Source organism: Zobellia nedashkovskayae (assembly GCF_015330125.1).
Lineage (GTDB): Bacteria > Bacteroidota > Bacteroidia > Flavobacteriales > Flavobacteriaceae > Zobellia > Zobellia nedashkovskayae.
This window is the reverse complement of the sequence record NZ_JADDXR010000002.1, coordinates 1,957,959-1,977,005: the sequence shown is the minus strand read 5'-3', so window position 1 is coordinate 1,977,005 and position 19,047 is coordinate 1,957,959. Positions and strand designations below refer to the sequence as shown.

The window sequence follows — 19,047 nt, the reverse complement described above, 5'->3', positions numbered from 1 at the left end:
AACCATGGCTGTCCTTAAAGTTATAAAAATGGGGAATCCTTTATTAAGAAAGGTATCCGAAGCAGTTACACCTAACGAAATAAAATCAGCCGATTTTCAACAATTTATAGCCGACCTAATTGAAACCATGCGAGAAGAAAGTGGTGCGGGTATCGCGGCCATACAAGTAGGCGTGCTCAAAAGGGTATTTACCATGGAAATGAAAAAGAACGACCGCTATCCGGATAAAGGTTCTTTTGCTCTCACAACAGTCATAAACCCAGAAATAGAACCCTTAAGATCTGAAGAAGTAGAAGGATGGGAAGGTTGCCTATCCATACCAGGAATACGAGGCAGACTAAAACGTTACAAAAAGGTGAAATTAAGCGGATTTGATATAAAAGGAGAAAAGTTCGAAAAGGTTTTGGATGATTTTTCTGCTATTGTTGCCCAACATGAACTGGATCACCTAAACGGGATTTTGTTAATTGACCGGATGCCAAATATGGAAACCTTAACCTTCCAAGAAGAGTATGACACCTACTGGAACGTTTGATCAAAAATATTGACCAATACCAAAAACAAGTCCTCTAGAAGCATCCTTAGTAATACCGTAGCCATAGTCTATTCTAAAAATGGCATTAAAGATGCGCTTGTGCATAAACCTCAACCCTATTCCTGGGTAAATACGAATGTTCTGTTTATCAGAAAAATCACTAAAACCACCCCCCGGATTACGCCAGGAACCTCCGTCTACGAAGATATTGCTCTGTAATACAAACCAATTTTTCTCTATAAGTGTATGGCGGTATTCCGTATTAAACACAATAGCGCCCGTACCTCTATCAATAGTATTACCTACCCCTCGTATATTTAAATTATTATCTACCGTAAAAGGTGCAAAAGGAGTATTTACATTACTTGCCAACCCCACCCGAAGACGGTTTGCCCAATTACCCTTGTCACCAACACGTTTAAAATAAACAAAGTCATTAAAAGCAATTAAAAATTCTGGCAAATTCTCATTTGTACTGCCTACATATTGAAAATTCAAAGTACTTCTGAAGCCGTCTAGAAAATAAAAATAGTACTTGATGTTTTCGTAATTGTAAATCAATTTAAAAAGATGCTTATCTACTTTTAAAGCCCTTGGCACATTGGCATTTGTAGCGCCAGATATGTATCTATAATCTTCCGTAAAAAGACTTCCTCCAAATTCTATTCGGTTTTTAAAGTTGAACTCATGTAAACCCATGACCTCAAAACCACGATTATTATACCTATAATCTGCTGTAGTACCATCAAAAAAGACAGGTTCTTGCGTTGTAAAATCATTATAACTAAAAGATAAACCCGTAGTTCTACTAAATAGATGGGGAGCTCTTACCGCCACTCCAAACGAATTAAAAACATCATATTGATAAAAACCTCCAATGTTTATATCCCTGCCTAAAAAATTAAACTCTTGCAATCCTACCCTAAAAGCAAAAGCATCGTTTGAAGATGAAAAAAGATTGGCAAAAGGAATTAATGTGAAGTTCTCCTCTACGTTGTAGAATACGTTATGTTCGTTAGCTTCTGACGAAAAAACTTGATAATAAGCATGTGATACTGACGGAAGCCTTTGTAAACGGGCAATGTCCTGTTCCAAAAGAACTGAATCCAGTACCATCCCCGGCTTTAAAGCGATTAGCTTTTTTAAGAAGGAGGTCTTAGTGCGTTTAGCTCCCTGAATTTCTATATTTAACACCGTCCCTTCTTGCGCCTGCAAGAACACCCCATTTAATAGTATAATAAACAGTAGTAATCTTCCAATCATACTTTAAGCTAAGGAACTGTAGATATAATATATATGCATTAAAATTCTATTTCAGAAAACAGATTTACCCAGTTATCTTCACTAACACCCATTAAAGTGAAATTATGCTTTTCGTCTATCTTTAATGCAAGAGGGTTCCCTTCAGTAATATTTAGGACCACGTTTTTAAGGTCGTAATACTGAAAACTATTCTCGTAAGTATACGTTCCGGAAATTAAGTTATCCGCAGCATCAGATACCACCTGAAAATAGATTTTAGTATCTGTATATTCTCCATCCTCCCAAGTGAACAAAGGCATACCGGCATCAAAGGAATCAACCTTAACATTCTCTGAAGCATACTCTGTAGGTTTGGTTAAATGTTTTAACCTTATAGGGTTTGAAAGATGCGTTTTTCCTGCTTCTTCAAAACTAACAATGACCCATTTTTCTTCGGAAACGGCCAATTCAAACTTTTTTAAATATCCATTGAAAACGTCGAAAGAAGCAATATCTAAACGATAATATTGATTGTAATCATTTTTAGACACATTAAGGTTTTCGGTTTCATAATACCTAATATTAGACGCTCCCTCTCTGGGATAGAAAAAAACACTTACCAAGTCATCGTTTTCATTACTGGCCGCACATGCAATAACATTATCGACTACAGAAGTTTTGTCCATTAAAGCATCTTTAAGGGTAACATCCTGGTTCTCTAAATCAGATGAGCAGCTCACCGTTATAACCAATAGAATAAAAAAAAGGACTGAACGCATATTAATGGTTTTTATAGACTTCTTTTATTATTTTTTGTGCCGGTTTATTTTGTGGTGTAAATCTATTATCTGCTTCTCCTCCAGATTTCACATGATCTATGAACCACTTCCACACATAACCACCAGCAAACCATTCTTCGTCCCAAAACTCGGTAAAGATGGCTTTTTTGGCATTTACCTGAGCAACTAAATTTACCTCGTCCTCATTTCTATCCACCAGCCAAGGCTTATGAGCCGTATAGTCCATACTTCTATAGCCAAATTCCGTAAACATAACAGGACGACCTGTTTTTTCAGAAAGAGCAGCAATATCTCCCTTCCACCGTTGCCAGCCTTCTCGTAATTGCTCTACCGAAGGGGTCTTTTCTTCCGACAGCGGAAAATACGCATCAATTCCTATATAATCCAAATCTTCCCAAAAAGGAACGCGAGAATATTCGTCCCAATTGGCCGCATAGGTAAGTTTTCCATCATAAACAGTTCGGATTTCCGCAATGAGCTTGTGCCAATATTCTGGCCTATTAATTACAAATTTCTCGAGTTCGGTACCAATACAAAATATTTCGGATTGGGTCTCTTGGGCCATTTTAGCATTGGCCAAAATAAATTTGGAGTAAGAAGCTTCTAGTTTTTTCCAATCCTCTTCGGAATTCATGTGCAAGGTACCGGTAAACTCACCCCGCCAGATCCAAATTTGTGGCTTTACCATGGTCCGGATATTATTTTTATGAAGTAGGCCAATATACTGCATAGCACCTTTATTGGTTTCCCCAAACCATTGGCGTTCCGTATTAAAAACTATTTCAGGAGAAGCTACATCGCGAATAAAACCAAAAGGCATTACTGCCGCGTGGTTTGCATTGACTTCTTTTACGCCATCTATATGCTCTTGAAGCACCTCATTTCTTGAGGCTACAAAGCTTACACCGTTAATTTTTTTCTTATCCTGACTTGAACAGGAAAACTGAAGTAGACACAAAAAAAGGAGTCCTAATCTACGCATGCATCGTTATTAAGACCCCTAAAATACAGTATTTATGATTACTCCTTAAAAAATTGCCCGTAAACCCAAATTAAAGGTTTGTCCAAGACCTGTATTACTTCCTCTTACAAAATTGGTATAAAGCGCTTCTAGGTTTAATGCATTGGTCAACTGGTATTTTGCACCACCGCCAACAGCCGTAAAGTTTTGGGCAAAATCATTACCCAAATCCAAACGCTGAGAATGTTGCGCCAAAGCTAAAACGGTAAATTTAGAGCTAGGGAAGTAACTTAAAAATACACCCGGCGTTAAATTCAAACTATTATTAGCAAAGCTTTCTTCTTTATCGCCAAAACTTAACTCAGAATTCAACTCACTAAACAATTGCCATTTATTTCCTGGAAATGTGTAATCATAGAAAAATCGATTTTGCCATATATATCCTTTCTGGTCCAAGAACACTCCATTCTCAGTTTCATTATCTACCAATGGGATAAAGAAAGAACTCTGAATAGAAAAATTACTAATAGACCTAAAAGGCACAAACTTCACGGATGGTGCTATAGAAGTTAATCCTGAACGCGCTGTACTGCCTTCTCCATCAAACTTAAATACATCTAAAGCATCTCGGTCTCCTATTACATTTGAACGGAACTCAAAAATAGCACCTACGTTCCACCTTTTATCCTCACCAACACCGGTATAAGCTTCTAAAGTAGAAGTAAAAAAAGTTTGCCTAGGCTCCTTACCGTCGCTAAAAGTACTTTCAGTTTGGGTGTACAAATTATTAAACCATTTAATATCTATTTGCCCTTTCCCTATTAATTTGGAAGGTGTGTATTGTTGAATATTACTCTGAGTTGTATTGTCTTGATCTTCTGCATCTTCTTGCGCAAATACTATAGTACTGGCCAAAAGAAGACCTGAAAGAAATAAATTTCTTTTTATTGATATCATAAGTTTTAGTTTAAAAGTTAGGGCTGGTTGTTATTTAATTTCGTTCAACGTCCAGTCATACGGGTAATAAGAAACCTTTGTCCCTTCAGGAAGTTGTTCTGTTTTGTACTTATTTATAAAGTCCACCAAACTTTGTCCGTTTTGAGTAAAATCGCTTTTGTACCACTCAAAAATTTGAGAGATTTTTACCTTATTCTTATTTAATTGGATAAACTGAGGATTATTCAAAGCCAACTTGGTCTGCTTTTCTAATTGGGCATCCAGAGTTTCTGGTTTATACGCTTTACTTATAATAGGAGGACAGCCTAAACCACCACATACCAACACAAAGTGAAAACGGGCTTCTGATGGGAATTTAGCACGTAATAATTTGTTTTCAATATCATTAAGCGTAGTCTTCTTTCCTCCAATTTCATATTTTTCTTTGTCAAAAAAACCATTAACATCTAATGGAGATTTTAGAGGATAGTTCTCCACCACTCCTTTAATTACAAGAAGGTTGTAACTATTAATCCAGAATGCTTGGTACTCGTTTGCGTTGGCTTCCGTTACGTTTATTTTTTTTGCAGCTTCAAGTAGGTTGTCTAAATCTGCTACATTTCCTTTAACTGCGGAATAATTAACACGACCATCTGTTACATTGGTCTTAAAAAAGGCGTCTGCCTTTGTAAAAAAGTCAGCTGTATCTTGTCCAAAAGTCGCTGATATAGTGGTTATCGAAAGAAAAATAACCAAGATTGAAAGTTTCATAATTTGATAGTTTTGTTGTTATCCTTGCCATTTCTGTCGAGACGATTTTAACATCCATACAAAAAAAGAGATTTATTTATTAATTATTTAAAAATTTCACAATCAAGGCCTTACAAGTTCGTTATCCTTTCTAAAACCTTACATAAAACCCAAACATTTAAAATCGTTCTAAATTAGGAAGGGTCATTAAGTTATTACCTTTAAAAACGACAGAACCTGCAACAACCAAATAAAATTTATGGAGCATATAGTTATAATAGGTAACGGAATTTCCGGTGTAACGGCTGCAAGACATATCCGAAAGCTTTCCGATAAAAAGATTACTATCATATCCGCAGAAACTGATTACTTCTTTTCTCGTACGGCCTTAATGTATGTTTACATGGGTCATATGAAATTTGAACACACACAACCTTATGAGAATTGGTTTTGGAAAAAAAACCGAATAGAATTACTCAAAGGCTTTGTTACTGCTGTTGACCATGAAAAGAAAACACTGGTATTGGCGGAGGGGAAAGAATTAGCCTATGACAAGTTAATAATTGCGACAGGTTCAAAACCAAACAAGTTTGGTTGGCCAGGGCAAGACCTAAAAGGTGTTCAGGGCCTTTATTCAAAACAAGACTTAGATAAGATAGAGGCTAACGCCCCTAATAAAGAAGCCTGTAACCGTGCGGTTATAGTAGGTGGTGGACTTATTGGTATTGAGCTTGCCGAGATGCTCCGATCTAGAAAGATTCCCGTAACGTTCTTGGTTCGTGAAAATAGCTTTTGGAACGGTGTTCTACCTTCTGGAGAATCCGAAATGATCAACGAACATATTCTAGAACATCACATCGACTTAAAACTGGAAACTAATCTAGTTGAAATTATAGCCGATGAGAGTGGTAGAGCTAAAGCCATTACCACGGATAAGGGAGAAACTATAGAATGTAATGTAGTAGGCCTTACGGCTGGTGTAACGCCAAACGTAGATTTTCTTAAAGATTCTGGTATTGAATTAGGGAGAGGCGTAAAAGTGAACCGATTTTTAGAAACGAATATAAAAGATATTTATGCCATAGGAGATTGTGCCGAACAGCACGAAGCCATTGGTAACAGAAGACCTATTGAAGCCGTCTGGTATACCGGGCGTATGATGGGCGAGGCATTGGCACAAACTATTTGCGGCAAACCTAGGCAGTATAGTCCTGGGCATTGGTTTAACTCTGCTAAATTTTTAGACATTGAATATCAAACCTATGGTTGGGTTTTTAGTGAAAGATCAAAACAAGAACACGAAAGTCATTTTCATTGGCGTCATGCTTCCGAAAAAATCTGTATTACGGTATCCTACCATAAGGATTCTAAGAAATTCTTAGGTATAAACACTTTTGGTATTCGTATGCGTCATGAGATATTTGACCGCTGGCTCACCGAAGAGCGAGATGTAGATCATGTAATGCAGTATTTAAAAGATGCCAATTTTGACCCAGAATTCTATTCACATTACGAAGAGGAAATCATATCAAAATACAACTCGGTAATGCAAACCAGCTTATCCGTACAGAAAAAAAGTTGGAAACGAATTTTTAGCAAAGCTTAACCAGAAATAAAAAATGAAAGCAATAAAAAACTTAGGTCTAGTCATATTTTTAATAGGACTTGCCGTTTTTGCTGCCGTACCTGTTTTGGGTACCTTCAGTTTAGACCAAAATACTTTTGACGAAATCGTAAAGGAAAAGAACATTAAAAGTGATGTATTTATTCAATCCATACAGGAAAACGTAGTTGACAAAGATTTCAATGGCATGTTAAGCCTATCGCCAACGGTCAGCTCTGCATTGGATGCGGCAAATAGCCAACATAAAAAAAACAAAGAATACAACAAAGTAATCTATACCAGCGGTCATGATATGGCTGCCTTAATTGGTAAGAAGTCCGGTGCAGGGTTTATAGCTCAAAACAAAGGCCTTATGTGGTTCTTAAGTTTTGGCCTTGGTATAATTGGTGCATTAATGTTCATTCTACCCAATGTTATTTTATTAGGTAAAAAAGGAATTAAAAATGACGGCGTTTATCATGATAGCGCCACGAACAGAGGTTGGATAGCCTGGTTGGTGTTCATATTCTTGGTCTCATTTTATTTAATTCTATACTTCAGACCAGAATTTGCAGTGAACTGGACGTTTCTTGTAGATCCAATAAGCGAGAGCCTGAGTGGGAATCCTGCAGGTCATTGGTTTGTATATGGCTTTATGTACTGTACCGTAATGACTGTAATGGCCGTTCGTATGTATATAAAGTACCGCCATAACATGTACCAAGTGGTTCGTACCACATCTGTACTGTTTTTTCAAATTGTTTTTGCATTCCTAATTCCTGAAATAATGGTGCGTTTACAAATGCCATATTATGATTTCAAGAATGCGTTTCCTTTAGACTATGATTTCTTTTTTCAGTGGAATTTAAAAGAATTACTTAATAGTGGCGGCATTGGATTATTCATTTTAGTTTGGGGTGTTGTCCTAACTTTAGTTATTGTACCTGTAATGGTTTATTTCTTTGGAAAAAGATGGTACTGTTCTTGGGTTTGTGGCTGTGGAGGATTGGCCGAAACTTTAGGAGATCCTTATCGCCAACATTCAAGCAAATCATTGTTTTCCTGGAAAGTAGAACGTTGGTTGATACATGGGGTACTGCTCTTTGCTGTTGTCATGACCGGGATGACGCTGTATAGTTTCTTTACTGAATCTAGCACCATATTTGGTATTAAGACCCAGAGTGTACAAAACACCTATAGTTTATTAATTGGGGCCATTTTCGCAGGTGTTATTGGAACAGGGTTCTATCCTATTTTTGGTAACAGAGTATGGTGTAGATTTGGATGCCCATTGGCTGCTTACCTTGGTTTTGTACAACGTTTTAAATCTCGTTTCAGAATTACTACCAATGGCGGACAATGTATTTCTTGTGGTAATTGTTCTACTTATTGCGAACAAGGTATTGATGTACGTGCTTACGCTCAAAAAGGAGAAAACATTGTTCGCTCAAGTTGTGTAGGCTGTGGTGTTTGTTCAGCAGTTTGCCCACGTGGTGTTCTAAAACTGGAAAATGGTCCAGAAGAAGGCCGTATCAATCCTACAGAAGTATTGCTGGGTAATGATGTTGATTTGATGAATTTAGTAAATAAAAAATAGTTGGCATAACCTTTGATTATATTGTCATACACTAAACCTTTACATTTTAGAAAAAAGTGTAAAGGTTTTTTGTTAGTTCTCCTTTCAAAAACCGACAATTTAACTATACAATTCCAACAATGTTTTCGAAACTATTTTTAATGGTGTTATTTGTTCTTTCCGGATTACAACCCGAGGAGAATTCTATATATCATAAAGAATATTATCAAAACGGGATTATCAAAGAAGAAGGTTGGTTAAGAAATGGTGCAAAGGCTAATTTTTGGAAATTCTACCACACCAATGGAAAAGTAGCAGAGAAAGGTTATTACAAAAATAACCAACGTGTGTCTTATTGGTATTTTTACGACAGCTACGGCAAACCCTTACAAGAAGGCCATTATAAGGAGGGCATGAAATCTAATTGGTGGTTGTTCTATGACTCTATGGGGAAAGTAAGCCACAAATGCCAATTGAGTAACGGCAAAAAAAATGGGTACTGCCTAAAGTATGTGAACGAAGAATTGATATCTGCGGAGAAATATCAAAATGGCAAAAAAATTAAGGAATGGTTTAGTTTTAGTAGTTTTAGACGCGAAAACAACTTATCAGACCTTAAATAATGACACGTTCCCCTTTGCTTATCTTTTTACTTCTTTTTTCAATTTCCATATCGGCGCAAGTTGAGCTTAATTACCCTGATGTAAAGTATACCACTCAGAACATTAACGCCAACTGGGTAAGCCACCCCGATATAAGCGGAGGTGAGGACCGAGTAATCTTATTCAGAAACACTTTTAATGTTACTGATGTAAATCAAGATTTAATCATAAACATATCTGCGGACAACCACTATTTCCTTTATGTAAACGGAAAAATAGTAACTCACGGCCCGCAATTAAGTGATATTAAGCATTGGAAGTTCGAAACCCTGAACCTTAAAAAATATCTTCAAAATGGCAAGAACGTTATTGCTGTAAAAGTTATCAACTTTGGAAAGCGACGCTTCTACGGTCTTCAGTCCATTTTTACCAGTGTAATGGTAAACGGCGTAACAGAAAATGCAAAAATATTAACTACCACAGGAAAGGGGGATACTTGGTTATGCTTATTGGACGACTCCTATAAAGCCATAGATGTGAACTGGAGAGGAGGCGGACCAAAATCTATAGTAGGTGGCTTTTATGCCAACAACCCTACAGACTTTATAGACATGAACAAATATCCTAGGGATTGGGAACAACTAGATTTTGATAATTCCACTTGGTCAAGAACCATATTCTTTGAAGGCGCGAGCAGCATGGGTGGCTCAATGGCCTATTTACTTGAACCTCGTAACTTACCTCTACTCACTTGGGAAAAGGAAGCTATTGGAAATGTAGTCAGAAGTACAGAAACTACGCTCCCCACTTTTCCTGCCTCTGGAAAGCTTGAGATTCCAAGTAATAAAATAGCAACTTTTCTAATTGACCAAAAATATGTGACCAATGGTTTTCCTGAACTTATTTTCAGTAAAGGAAAAAATGCCAGCATCAAGATAAAGTATGCCGAAAATTTGTTCGATGAGAATGATGAAAAGGGAGATCGAGATAACATCAAAAATAAGAGGCTCTTAGGCTACTATGATAGTATTGTTTCAAACGGAAAAGACGCTCAGAAATTCATTCCCAATTGGATGCGGACCTTCCGTTTTGTTGAGTTTGAAATAGAAACAAAAGAACAAGAATTGGTTTTAGATAGTTTTATCAATTATCGCTCAAGGACAAACATTGCTTCTTCTGCTAGTTTCACCTCTGACAATGAAATGTATAATAACATTTTTGACATCTGTAAAAGAACGGTAGATATCTGTACGCAAGATTATTTCTTAAGTGATGCCTATTATGAAACTATGCAGTATGTTGGTGACACTAAAATTCATGCGTTGCTCTGGCAGGCAATGAGTGGCAATTTAGACCATACTAAAAATGCCATTGAACAATTTCATCAATCGCGAGATGCAGAGGGCAATATCTTAGGAGCATATCCACTCAGGTCTACCTTTATTTACCCCACGTATTCTTTAGTTTGGGTAGATATGATTTCTGATTATTATAACCTTACTGACGACAAATCTTCTATAGAGCATTATAAAGATGGAATAGTTCACACGTTAGCAGGTTTTGAAAAGAACATGAACGAACTGAATTTGGTGAATGAAACCAAATACAGATATTTCATAGATTGGTATTCAGGACCTAATGACGGCAAAGGAACAGCAACAAAAAATAACGGAAAGAATTCTGCAGTAGTAAGCCTGCACTATGTACATGCGTTACAAAATGCGGCAAAATTATTTGAAGTTATTGGCGATAGCCTTACTGCTGAAAAATACCAAAGCCGAGCAGATGCTATAAAAAAGTCTGTATTTGACCTTTGCTATGACTCAAACAGGCAAGTCTTTGCGGAACGTCCGGACAAAACCATTTATGACCAGCATACCAATATCATGGCCATTCTTACAGATGCTATTGATAAAAATCAACAGAAAGCACTTTTGACAAAAATTTTGAATGATAAAGATTTGCTACAAGCAACCTACTATTATCGTTTCTATTTGTTTCAAGCAATAGAAAAAGTTGGTGCACCTGAACTTTTTGACTTGGCCCAGAAACCTTGGGAATCTATGATTACCGATCATATGACCACAACCTTAGAGCGTTTTGAAAGTAAAAAGAAACCAACACGCTCTGAAGTGCACCCATGGAGTGCCTCCCCAGCCTATTTCTATTTTAATTATTTAGCAGGAATAGAATCGGTTAAAAATAATTTTGAAGAAGTAAGGATTGCTCCCGTTTTTGGTAAGCTTCAATCTATGGATGGATTACTCCCTACTACTAAAGGAAATATTGTTTTCAACCTTAAAAAATCAAAAACTAAGCTTTCGGCAGAAATAACAGTTCCTGAGGAAATGAAGGGCGAACTGGTTTGGAACGGAAAACATATCCCCTTAAAACAAGGAAAAAACAAGTATACTTTAAAATAAGTTTCACCAATGCCACAACCAGACATTAAAGTCATAATTCCTGCATACAATGAGGCAGATTCTATAGCTTCGGTAATCCGCGAAATACCAAAATCGGTCTCCGAAATTATAGTCGTCAATAATAATTCATCTGATAAAACAGCTGAAAATGCCGCAGCGGCAGGAGCTACTGTATTGACCGAAAGCAGAATGGGCTATGGGTATGCCTGTTTAATGGGAATGGACCATATTGCTAAACAATCCAAAGCACCCGATATTGTCGTATTTATTGATGGAGACTATTCCGATTACCCGGAAGAACTTGATAAGATTGTTGCCCCAATACAAAATAAAGAAGTCGATTTTGTAATTGGAGCCCGTGTAAAGCGACTTAGAGAAGATGGCAGTATGACTCCACAGCAAATTTTTGGTAATTGGCTGGCTACTTTTTTAATGAAATTGTTGTTTGGCGCAACATTTACCGATCTTGGTCCGTTTAGGGCTATATCCTATGGTAAGTTGTTAGCACTCAACATGGAGGACAAAACTTATGGGTGGACGGTAGAGATGCAATTGAAGGCTTTAAAGAAAAAGTTGGCATACACCGAAGTACCAGTACGTTACAAAAAAAGAATTGGAGTGTCCAAAGTATCCGGTACCGTAAAAGGTAGTATATTTGCGGGCATCAAAATATTAGGTTGGATTTTTAAATACAGCATAAAATAATATATGGGTTTAATCATTGCTTACATTATTATCGCAATCTATAGTGTAGCACTACTATTGATATTTTTTTATAGTCTAGCGCAACTTAACCTTTTGGTTAATTACCTAGGGTATAAAAGGCGTAACCAAATTGCTCCAAAATTTAATCTTCTAGATCCAAAAGAGATACCTTACGTTACCATACAACTGCCTGTCTATAACGAAGAATATGTTATGGAGCGCTTGTTGGAAAACATTGCAAAAATAGAATACCCTAAGAGCAAACTGGAGATTCAGGTACTTGATGATTCTACAGATGATACGGTACATGAAACTGCCGCACGGGTAAAAGCATTACAAGAAACCGGTCTTGACATTCAACACATATGCCGTGAAAACCGCCAAGGATTTAAAGCAGGTGCCTTAAAGGAAGGTCTAGAGATAGCAAAAGGTGAATTCATAGCTATTTTTGATGCTGATTTTTTACCTTCTAGTGATTGGTTAAAAAAGACCGTTCTTTATTTTAAAGACCCAGAAATTGGTGTTGTACAGACACGATGGGGTCATATTAACCGCGAGTACTCTACATTAACACGTATTCAAGCTTTTGCTTTGGATGCTCACTTTACCCTTGAACAAGTGGGAAGAAATGCCAAAGGGCATTTTATCAACTTTAACGGTACCGCTGGTATTTGGCGTAAAGAATGTATTATAGATGCCGGAAACTGGGAAGGAGACACCCTTACGGAAGACCTAGACCTTAGTTATAGAGCACAATTGAAGAACTGGAAATTCAAGTATCTTGAAGATGTTGAGACACCTGCAGAGCTTCCTGTTGTTATTAGTGCGGCCCGTTCGCAACAATTCCGTTGGAATAAAGGTGGTGCTGAAAACTTTAGAAAAACAGTGGTTAACGTTGTTTCCGCTAAAAACATTTCATTCAAAACTAAATTTCATGGTGTAATGCACCTTTTGAACAGTTCCATGTTCTTATGTGTTTTCTTGGTTGCCCTATTAAGCATTCCGGCCATGTACATAAAGGCTTTATATCCGCAATTAGATATCGTATTTACTTTACTAAGTTTCTTTGTTTTAAGTACTATAATTCTATTTGTCTGCTATTGGTTTACCTATAAAAGTATTCAAGGTAGTAGCTTTGATAATTTCATAGACTATATTAAACTGTTCTTTACGTTCTTTTCAGTGGCATTAGGTTTTTCACTACACAATTCTATTGCTGTTCTTGAAGGTCATATGGGAAAAAGAAGTGAGTTTGTGCGTACGCCTAAATTCAATTTAAACAATCTTACAGACTCTTGGAAGGGCAATAAGTACCTTACCAGGAAATTATCTCCCAACATGATTTTAGAGGCTATTCTTATGATATATTTCCTATTTGGGATGTATAGCGCCATTCCTCTAAATGATTTTGGACTTTTCCCTTTTCACTTTATGCTTTTTATAGGTTTTGGATTTGTTTTCACCAAGTCGCTTACGGCTCGTGCTTAATAAAACGCAGCCATATCCAATAAACACTATCAAGTCATTTAATTTCCTTATTTTTTCGGTAATAAGAACAAACCGTTAAATGCCCAATACACCTGCCACATACTGGAAGCTTCACAAAGTGCCCATACTTATGGCCCTATTGGGTGCTATTCTCTATTATACCTTTGCTTTTCAGTTAGAACGAACAGATTATATAAAGCTGTTAACCCTTTTTGCCGCTTCCTTTTTTCTGTGCTTAAAACTGATACAATTTGAAAAATGGAATTTAAAGTTTCTTTTGGTTGTTGGGGTTATTTTTAGGCTCATTTTCTTGATAACAGAGCCAAACCTCTCACAGGATTATTATCGTTTTATTTGGGATGGACACCTTGTTGGTAATTTCATCAACCCCTATTTAGAAGTACCGAATGATTTAATTGCTCAAAGCGATTTGGTTATACCTAATGCCCACGCGCTTTATGATGGTATGGGAAATCTTAGTGCAAAACACTTTAGCAACTACCCTCCTTTAAATCAGTTACTTTTTGCCATAGCTGCGCTTTTAGGCGGAAAAAGCCTTATGGGCTCGGTACTCGTTATGAGAACCATGATTATCCTGGCAGATATAGGCATCTTGTACTTTGGTAGAAAACTTTTGAAAAATCTTAACCAATCACCGCATCTCATATTTTGGTATTTTCTCAACCCTTTGGTTATCATAGAACTTACTGGAAACCTACATTTTGAAGGTGTCATGCTTTTCTTTTTCGTTTGGTCGCTCTATTTATTGTCCGTTAAAAAATGGACATTAGCAGCCATTCCTTATGCCTTATCTATTTGTGTGAAACTTGTTCCTTTATTGTTTTTACCCCTTTTTCTGAAACATCTAGGCCTCAAAAAAAGTATAACCTTCTATGTTATAATTGGCATTAGTTGTTTACTGATGTTCGCTCCGTTCTACTCTCCCGCATTTATTGCCAACTATTCAGAAACTGTAGGTCTCTGGTTTTCTAACTTTGAGTTTAATGCAGGATTATATAACGCCATTAAATATATTGCTATCCAGTTTGACGGAAAGCCCTGGGAACTTATAAAAACCTACGGAAAAATAACACCTATAGTCACAATTCTATTTGTCCTGCTGTTCACTTTTCTAAGAGACAATCAAAAAATACCAACATTAATTACCTCAATGATGGCCGTACTTACCCTGTACTACTTTATGTCTGCTACCGTACATCCATGGTATATCATCTTTTTGGTGGTATTAGGTGTATTTACCAGATACAAATATGCGGTACTTTGGTCAGCCACTGTGGTTCTCAGCTACTATGCGTATTCGCAGGCCGACTTTAAAGAAAATCTAACCTTAATCACCGTTGAATATATTTCTGTATATGTGTTTTTGATTTACGAAATTTTTAACTCAAAAGAGCAATTTGTTATTTTTCGCAAAAATTAACAACACACCCTTATACTTTCGTCATAATCTTGTACATTTGGCTTTCCATGAAAGGACAAAGACACATATTTAACACTTTGAGCAATCTTGCTCCTGTTCGCCCGGCTTCTCGCCGTCGCCCGTAAGGGTGTATATATTTCATGGGAATAGGTGAGTCCATTTCCGCTAAACGACCAACAATTCATTTTTTTTTACAATTTAAACCCTTTTGGCAATGAATATAATTATTGCTAACAAGTCTCATCTCAAATACGCTCAAATCATTAGTGATACCATTACGGAATCTGCTAAGGTAAGAGGTACCGGCATAGCTAAACGTACACCAGAATATATTCTAAAACGTTTGGAAAATGGTAATGCTGTTATTGCTTTAGATGGCGACAAATTTGCCGGCTTCTGTTATATAGAAGTCTGGGGGCATGAGAAATTCGTAGCGAATTCCGGCCTCATAGTCCACCCTGATTATAGAAATCAAGGATTGGCCAAAAAAATTAAAAAAAGAATCTTCGAGCTTTCGCGAGAGAAATTTCCTGATGCCAAAATATTTGGTATTACTACTGGCTTGGCCGTAATGAAAATGAATTATGAACTTGGTTACAAACCAGTTACATTTTCTGAACTAACTGATGACCCAGAATTTTGGAAAGGTTGTCAGACATGCAAAAACTTTGATATTCTTACGCGTACCGAACGCAAAATGTGCCTTTGTACAGGTATGCTTTACGACTCAGATGCAAAGGAGAAAAAAGTTGAAAAAGTTGAAAAAGAACATATCAACAGTAAAGCTTTCAAAAGACTCAAAAGTATTAAAGAGTCTCTTTTTCTTAAAAAGAAAACAAACGAATAACCTAATAGGTCATTGAATTATTTAATAATGGCCGAGACAATACAATTTTTAAAATGAAAAAATTAGTTTTAGCATACAGCGGCGGATTAGACACTTCCTACTGCGCTAAATACCTATCACAAGAACAAGGTTTTGATGTACATGCAGTAAGCGTAAATACTGGCGGTTTCTCCAAAGAAGAGATTGCTTCTATAAAAGAGAAAGCAATACAATTGGGTGCCAGTTCGTACACTTCTATTGATGCCGTTCAGATTTTTTACGATAAAGTTGTAAAATATCTCATCTTTGGTAATGTTCTAAAAAACAATACATATCCCCTATCTGTTAGTGCAGAACGAATTGTACAAGCTATTGAGATAGTCACTTATGCCAAGAAAATTGGTGCTGATTATATCGCTCATGGTAGTACAGGAGCTGGTAACGACCAAGTGAGATTCGATATGATTTTTCAAATCATCGCTCCAGAGATTGAAATCATTACTCCTATTAGAGACAACAAATTATCTAGAGAAACAGAAATTGCTTACTTAAAAGAGAATGGTGTAGATTATCCTTGGGAAAAAGCCAAATATTCTATAAACAGAGGTCTTTGGGGAACATCTGTTGGTGGTGAAGAAACACTGACTTCTCAAAATGCACTGCCAGACAGTGCATACCCAAGTCAATTACAAGAAAAAGAGCCTACGGATGTAAAGCTAACCTTTGAAAAAGGTGAATTGGTTGCTATTGATGGTATTAAAGATACTCCTGTTGCCAATATAGAAAAGTTAGAAACTATGGCTTCTAAATATGCTATTGGTAGAGATATTCATGTTGGTGATACCATTATTGGTACAAAAGGTAGAGTTGGTTTTGAAGCTGCCGCTGCATTAATTATCATAAAAGCACACCACTTACTAGAAAAGCATACCTTAACCAAATGGCAACAATTCCAAAAAGAACAACAAGGTAACTTCTATGGAATGTTATTACATGAAGGCAACTACCTAGACGCTGTAATGAGAAATATTGAAGCCTTCTTAACAGACACGCAAAAGAATGTTTCTGGTGATGTTTTCCTAAGTCTTTACCCTTTTCAGTTTAGATTAAACGGAATTTCGTCTAAACATGATTTAATGACCGATGCTTTTGGTAGCTACGGTGAAGTGAACAAAGGATGGTCTGCTGATGATGCAAAAGGTTTTATAAAAATACTTTCCAATTCTGGAAAAATATATAACCACGTAAATCAGAACAATGATTAAAGCAGGAATTATTGGCGGTTCTGGTTATACGGGCGGAGAACTCATTAGAATTCTTTTGCATCACCCTGAGGCTGAAATAGATTTTGTTTTCAGTACAACCAGAGCTGGCAAGAAAGTTACAACGGCGCATGCTGATTTATTGGGAACCACTGAAATGGAATTTACAGGAAAAATCAATCCTGATGTAGACGTAGTATTCTTATGTCTAGGTCATGGTAATTCCTCTAAATTCCTACAGGAAAACTCATTCTCTGAAAACACGAAAATAATTGACCTCAGCAACGATTTCAGGTTGCAGGCCGATGCTGTTTTTGAAGGAAGGAAATTTGTTTACGGCCTTCCTGAACTTAAAAAAGAAGAGATAAAGAAGGCTAAATATATTGCCAATCCTGGTTGTTTTGCAACAGCTATTCAATTAGCACTTTTACCTTTAGCCAAAGCGAACAAGTTGGGACATACCGTTCATATCAATGCGGTTACCGGTAGTACTGGTGCAGGAGTTAGTCCTTCCGCTACTTCGCATTTTAGCTGGAGAAACAATAACGTTAGTTGGTACAAACCGTTCACCCATCAACATTTAGGCGAAATAAACGAAAGTCTAAAATCGTTGCAATCAGATTCAGGTGAGTTGTTCTTTCTTCCAACCCGCGGAAACTTTACCCGCGGTATTCTAGCTACAGCTTACACCGAGTATGACGGTACTTTAGAAGAAGCTATTGCTTTATACAAGGAGTTTTATGCGGATGCGCTATTCACACAAGTAGCTGAGGAGCCTATCCACCTAAAACAAATTGTGAATACCAATCAGTGCCATATTCATTTGCATAAGCATGAAAACACGTTGCTTATCACCTCGGCCATAGATAATTTGCTCAAAGGTGCATCAGGACAGGCGGTTCAGAATATGAACCTTATTTTCGGCTTTAAAGAAGGCACAGGCCTTAACCTTAAAGCCGGCGTTTTTTAGCAATTAACAAGAAAACTATTTCCGCAATAAGATTCCATTAGACTTAAAACGGAAACAACCAAAATTTTGAAAATGAAAATAGCCATTATAGGTGCTGGTAACTTAGGACTTTCCATTGCAAAAGGAATTCTGAATTCTAACGGTGCCACAACCATGTACCTTACGAAAAGAAATACTTCTGAAATAGCGGAGTATGAAAAGTATGGTAATGTTACCACCACCTCAGATAACAGAGAGGCCGTTAAAAATTCTGATATTATTATTCTAGCCGTGCAACCTAGTCAACTAGAAAACATTTTAGAAAGCATTAAAGATTTGCTTACTGAAAACCATGTGGTAATTTCTACCATTACAGGGTTCAGTATAGCCAAAATGGAAGCGATTCTGGGCGCGGACTATAATATTATAAGAAGTATGCCCAACACTGCTATTTCAGTTGGTCAATCTATGACCTGTATCTGTAGTAATGAAAAAGGTAAAAAGAAAATTGATTTGGCAAAGGCTATTTTCAATCGCATGGGTCATTCTATGGAAATACCCGAAGGGCAGATGCAAGCTGCAACGGTTATATGTGCCAGTGGCATCGCTTTTTGGATGCGTTTAATACGCGCTACCACCCAAGGTGCTATTCAGTTAGGTTTTGATGCTAAAGAAGCACAGGAATTAGCCATGCACACCTGTAGTGGTGCTGCTAGCTTATTAATTGAATCCGGTAGCCATCCAGAAGCAGAGATTGATAAGGTAACAACCCCAAAAGGCTGTACTATTCAAGGTCTGAACGAAATGGAACATCAAGGACTTAGTTCTTCCCTAATTCAGGGAATTGTAGCCTCCTACGAAAAAATCAGTAGAATTAAAGAGGGTCAGTTGTAAAATTCCTCGCTAATAAAATGTGCCAAAGCTATGATCAGCACAACAACAAAAGTT

General features: G+C 37.0%; 17 protein-coding genes. 12 read left to right on the top strand and 5 right to left on the bottom strand.

What is annotated here, in order from left to right; genetic code table 11:
* Window positions 1-4 precede the first annotated feature (4 nt).
* Window positions 5-535, top strand: a complete 531-nt coding sequence (def, locus tag IWB64_RS08305) for a peptide deformylase (protein WP_194533574.1) — start codon at window positions 5-7, stop codon at window positions 533-535.
* Here the strand turns inward: def and IWB64_RS08300 are convergent, their stop codons facing one another.
* The 5 genes from IWB64_RS08300 to IWB64_RS08280 are packed head-to-tail and all read right to left on the bottom strand — an operon-like array spanning window position 536 to window position 5,245.
* Window positions 536-1,798, bottom strand: coding sequence for a POTRA domain-containing protein (locus IWB64_RS08300; RefSeq protein ID WP_194533573.1), 1,263 nt, complete (start codon window positions 1,796-1,798; stop codon window positions 536-538).
* Window positions 1,799-1,836: 38 nt separating this feature from the next.
* Complete coding sequence (locus tag IWB64_RS08295) at window positions 1,837-2,556, bottom strand: P-loop NTPase family protein (protein WP_194533572.1); 720 nt, start codon at window positions 2,554-2,556, stop codon at window positions 1,837-1,839.
* A 1-nt stretch (window position 2,557) separates the two neighbouring features.
* On the bottom strand, window positions 2,558-3,559 hold the full coding sequence (locus tag IWB64_RS08290; RefSeq protein ID WP_194533571.1) for a glycoside hydrolase family 113: 1,002 nt from the start codon (window positions 3,557-3,559) through the stop codon (window positions 2,558-2,560).
* Window positions 3,560-3,604: 45 nt separating this feature from the next.
* A complete protein-coding gene (locus tag IWB64_RS08285; RefSeq protein ID WP_194533570.1) occupies window positions 3,605-4,495 on the bottom strand; it encodes a hypothetical protein in 891 nt (296 codons plus the stop codon).
* 30 nt (window positions 4,496-4,525) lie between these two features.
* On the bottom strand, window positions 4,526-5,245 hold the full coding sequence (locus IWB64_RS08280) for a DUF547 domain-containing protein (protein WP_194533569.1): 720 nt from the start codon (window positions 5,243-5,245) through the stop codon (window positions 4,526-4,528).
* Window positions 5,246-5,483: 238 nt separating this feature from the next.
* On the opposite strand from IWB64_RS08280, the gene IWB64_RS08275 reads away from it, so the two are divergent.
* The 11 genes from IWB64_RS08275 (at window position 5,484) to proC (ending at window position 18,993) form a co-directional block, all read left to right on the top strand.
* Complete coding sequence (locus IWB64_RS08275) at window positions 5,484-6,830, top strand: NAD(P)/FAD-dependent oxidoreductase (protein ID WP_194533568.1); 1,347 nt, start codon at window positions 5,484-5,486, stop codon at window positions 6,828-6,830.
* Between the two features lie 13 nt (window positions 6,831-6,843).
* On the top strand, window positions 6,844-8,424 hold the full coding sequence (locus tag IWB64_RS08270; protein WP_194533567.1) for a 4Fe-4S binding protein: 1,581 nt from the start codon (window positions 6,844-6,846) through the stop codon (window positions 8,422-8,424).
* Window positions 8,425-8,564: 140 nt separating this feature from the next.
* On the top strand, window positions 8,565-9,026 hold the full coding sequence (locus tag IWB64_RS08265) for a toxin-antitoxin system YwqK family antitoxin (protein WP_194533566.1): 462 nt from the start codon (window positions 8,565-8,567) through the stop codon (window positions 9,024-9,026).
* The gene (locus IWB64_RS08260; protein WP_194533565.1) at window positions 9,026-11,428 is read left to right on the top strand and encodes an alpha-L-rhamnosidase-related protein; all 2,403 of its coding nucleotides are present in this window, start codon (window positions 9,026-9,028) and stop codon (window positions 11,426-11,428) included. The genes IWB64_RS08265 and IWB64_RS08260 overlap by 1 nt, the downstream gene beginning before the upstream one ends.
* 9 nt (window positions 11,429-11,437) lie before the next feature.
* Complete coding sequence (locus IWB64_RS08255; RefSeq protein WP_194533564.1) at window positions 11,438-12,133, top strand: glycosyltransferase family 2 protein; 696 nt, start codon at window positions 11,438-11,440, stop codon at window positions 12,131-12,133.
* Between the two features lie 3 nt (window positions 12,134-12,136).
* Window positions 12,137-13,621: a cellulose synthase family protein gene (locus IWB64_RS08250; RefSeq protein ID WP_194533563.1), complete on the top strand. Its 1,485-nt coding sequence runs from the start codon at window positions 12,137-12,139 to the stop codon at window positions 13,619-13,621.
* A 79-nt stretch (window positions 13,622-13,700) separates the two neighbouring features.
* Window positions 13,701-15,062: a mannosyltransferase gene (locus IWB64_RS08245; RefSeq protein WP_194533562.1), complete on the top strand. Its 1,362-nt coding sequence runs from the start codon at window positions 13,701-13,703 to the stop codon at window positions 15,060-15,062.
* A 214-nt stretch (window positions 15,063-15,276) separates the two neighbouring features.
* Window positions 15,277-15,909, top strand: coding sequence for a GNAT family N-acetyltransferase (locus IWB64_RS08240; protein WP_194533561.1), 633 nt, complete (start codon window positions 15,277-15,279; stop codon window positions 15,907-15,909).
* Between the two features lie 53 nt (window positions 15,910-15,962).
* Window positions 15,963-17,153: an argininosuccinate synthase gene (gene argG / locus IWB64_RS08235; RefSeq protein ID WP_194533560.1), complete on the top strand. Its 1,191-nt coding sequence runs from the start codon at window positions 15,963-15,965 to the stop codon at window positions 17,151-17,153.
* Window positions 17,146-18,120 (top strand): N-acetyl-gamma-glutamyl-phosphate reductase, encoded by a 975-nt coding sequence (gene argC, locus IWB64_RS08230; RefSeq protein ID WP_194533559.1) that lies wholly within the window; start codon window positions 17,146-17,148, stop codon window positions 18,118-18,120. Before argG ends, argC begins: the two co-directional genes overlap by 8 nt.
* A 72-nt stretch (window positions 18,121-18,192) precedes the next feature.
* Complete coding sequence (gene proC / locus IWB64_RS08225; protein ID WP_194533558.1) at window positions 18,193-18,993, top strand: pyrroline-5-carboxylate reductase; 801 nt, start codon at window positions 18,193-18,195, stop codon at window positions 18,991-18,993.
* Window positions 18,994-19,047: the final 54 nt, after the last annotated feature.

What these genes read in the sequence shown, in the direction of transcription:
- IWB64_RS08240 (WP_194533561.1), top strand. Translation starts at nt 15,277, where the DNA reads ATGAATATAATTATTGCTAACAAGTCTCATCTCAAATACGCTCAAATC.
- argC (WP_194533559.1), top strand. Translation starts at nt 17,146, where the DNA reads ATGATTAAAGCAGGAATTATTGGCGGTTCTGGTTATACGGGCGGAGAA.
- IWB64_RS08295 (WP_194533572.1), bottom strand. Translation starts at nt 2,556, where the DNA reads ATGCGTTCAGTCCTTTTTTTTATTCTATTGGTTATAACGGTGAGCTGC.
- IWB64_RS08265 (WP_194533566.1), top strand. Translation starts at nt 8,565, where the DNA reads ATGGTGTTATTTGTTCTTTCCGGATTACAACCCGAGGAGAATTCTATA.
- IWB64_RS08250 (WP_194533563.1), top strand. Translation starts at nt 12,137, where the DNA reads ATGGGTTTAATCATTGCTTACATTATTATCGCAATCTATAGTGTAGCA.
- IWB64_RS08290 (WP_194533571.1), bottom strand. Translation starts at nt 3,559, where the DNA reads ATGCGTAGATTAGGACTCCTTTTTTTGTGTCTACTTCAGTTTTCCTGT.
- IWB64_RS08260 (WP_194533565.1), top strand. Translation starts at nt 9,026, where the DNA reads ATGACACGTTCCCCTTTGCTTATCTTTTTACTTCTTTTTTCAATTTCC.
- IWB64_RS08270 (WP_194533567.1), top strand. Translation starts at nt 6,844, where the DNA reads ATGAAAGCAATAAAAAACTTAGGTCTAGTCATATTTTTAATAGGACTT.
- proC (WP_194533558.1), top strand. Translation starts at nt 18,193, where the DNA reads ATGAAAATAGCCATTATAGGTGCTGGTAACTTAGGACTTTCCATTGCA.
- IWB64_RS08255 (WP_194533564.1), top strand. Translation starts at nt 11,438, where the DNA reads ATGCCACAACCAGACATTAAAGTCATAATTCCTGCATACAATGAGGCA.
- IWB64_RS08245 (WP_194533562.1), top strand. Translation starts at nt 13,701, where the DNA reads ATGCCCAATACACCTGCCACATACTGGAAGCTTCACAAAGTGCCCATA.
- IWB64_RS08275 (WP_194533568.1), top strand. Translation starts at nt 5,484, where the DNA reads ATGGAGCATATAGTTATAATAGGTAACGGAATTTCCGGTGTAACGGCT.
- def (WP_194533574.1), top strand. Translation starts at nt 5, where the DNA reads ATGGCTGTCCTTAAAGTTATAAAAATGGGGAATCCTTTATTAAGAAAG.
- IWB64_RS08285 (WP_194533570.1), bottom strand. Translation starts at nt 4,495, where the DNA reads ATGATATCAATAAAAAGAAATTTATTTCTTTCAGGTCTTCTTTTGGCC.
- IWB64_RS08280 (WP_194533569.1), bottom strand. Translation starts at nt 5,245, where the DNA reads ATGAAACTTTCAATCTTGGTTATTTTTCTTTCGATAACCACTATATCA.
- argG (WP_194533560.1), top strand. Translation starts at nt 15,963, where the DNA reads ATGAAAAAATTAGTTTTAGCATACAGCGGCGGATTAGACACTTCCTAC.
- IWB64_RS08300 (WP_194533573.1), bottom strand. Translation starts at nt 1,798, where the DNA reads ATGATTGGAAGATTACTACTGTTTATTATACTATTAAATGGGGTGTTC.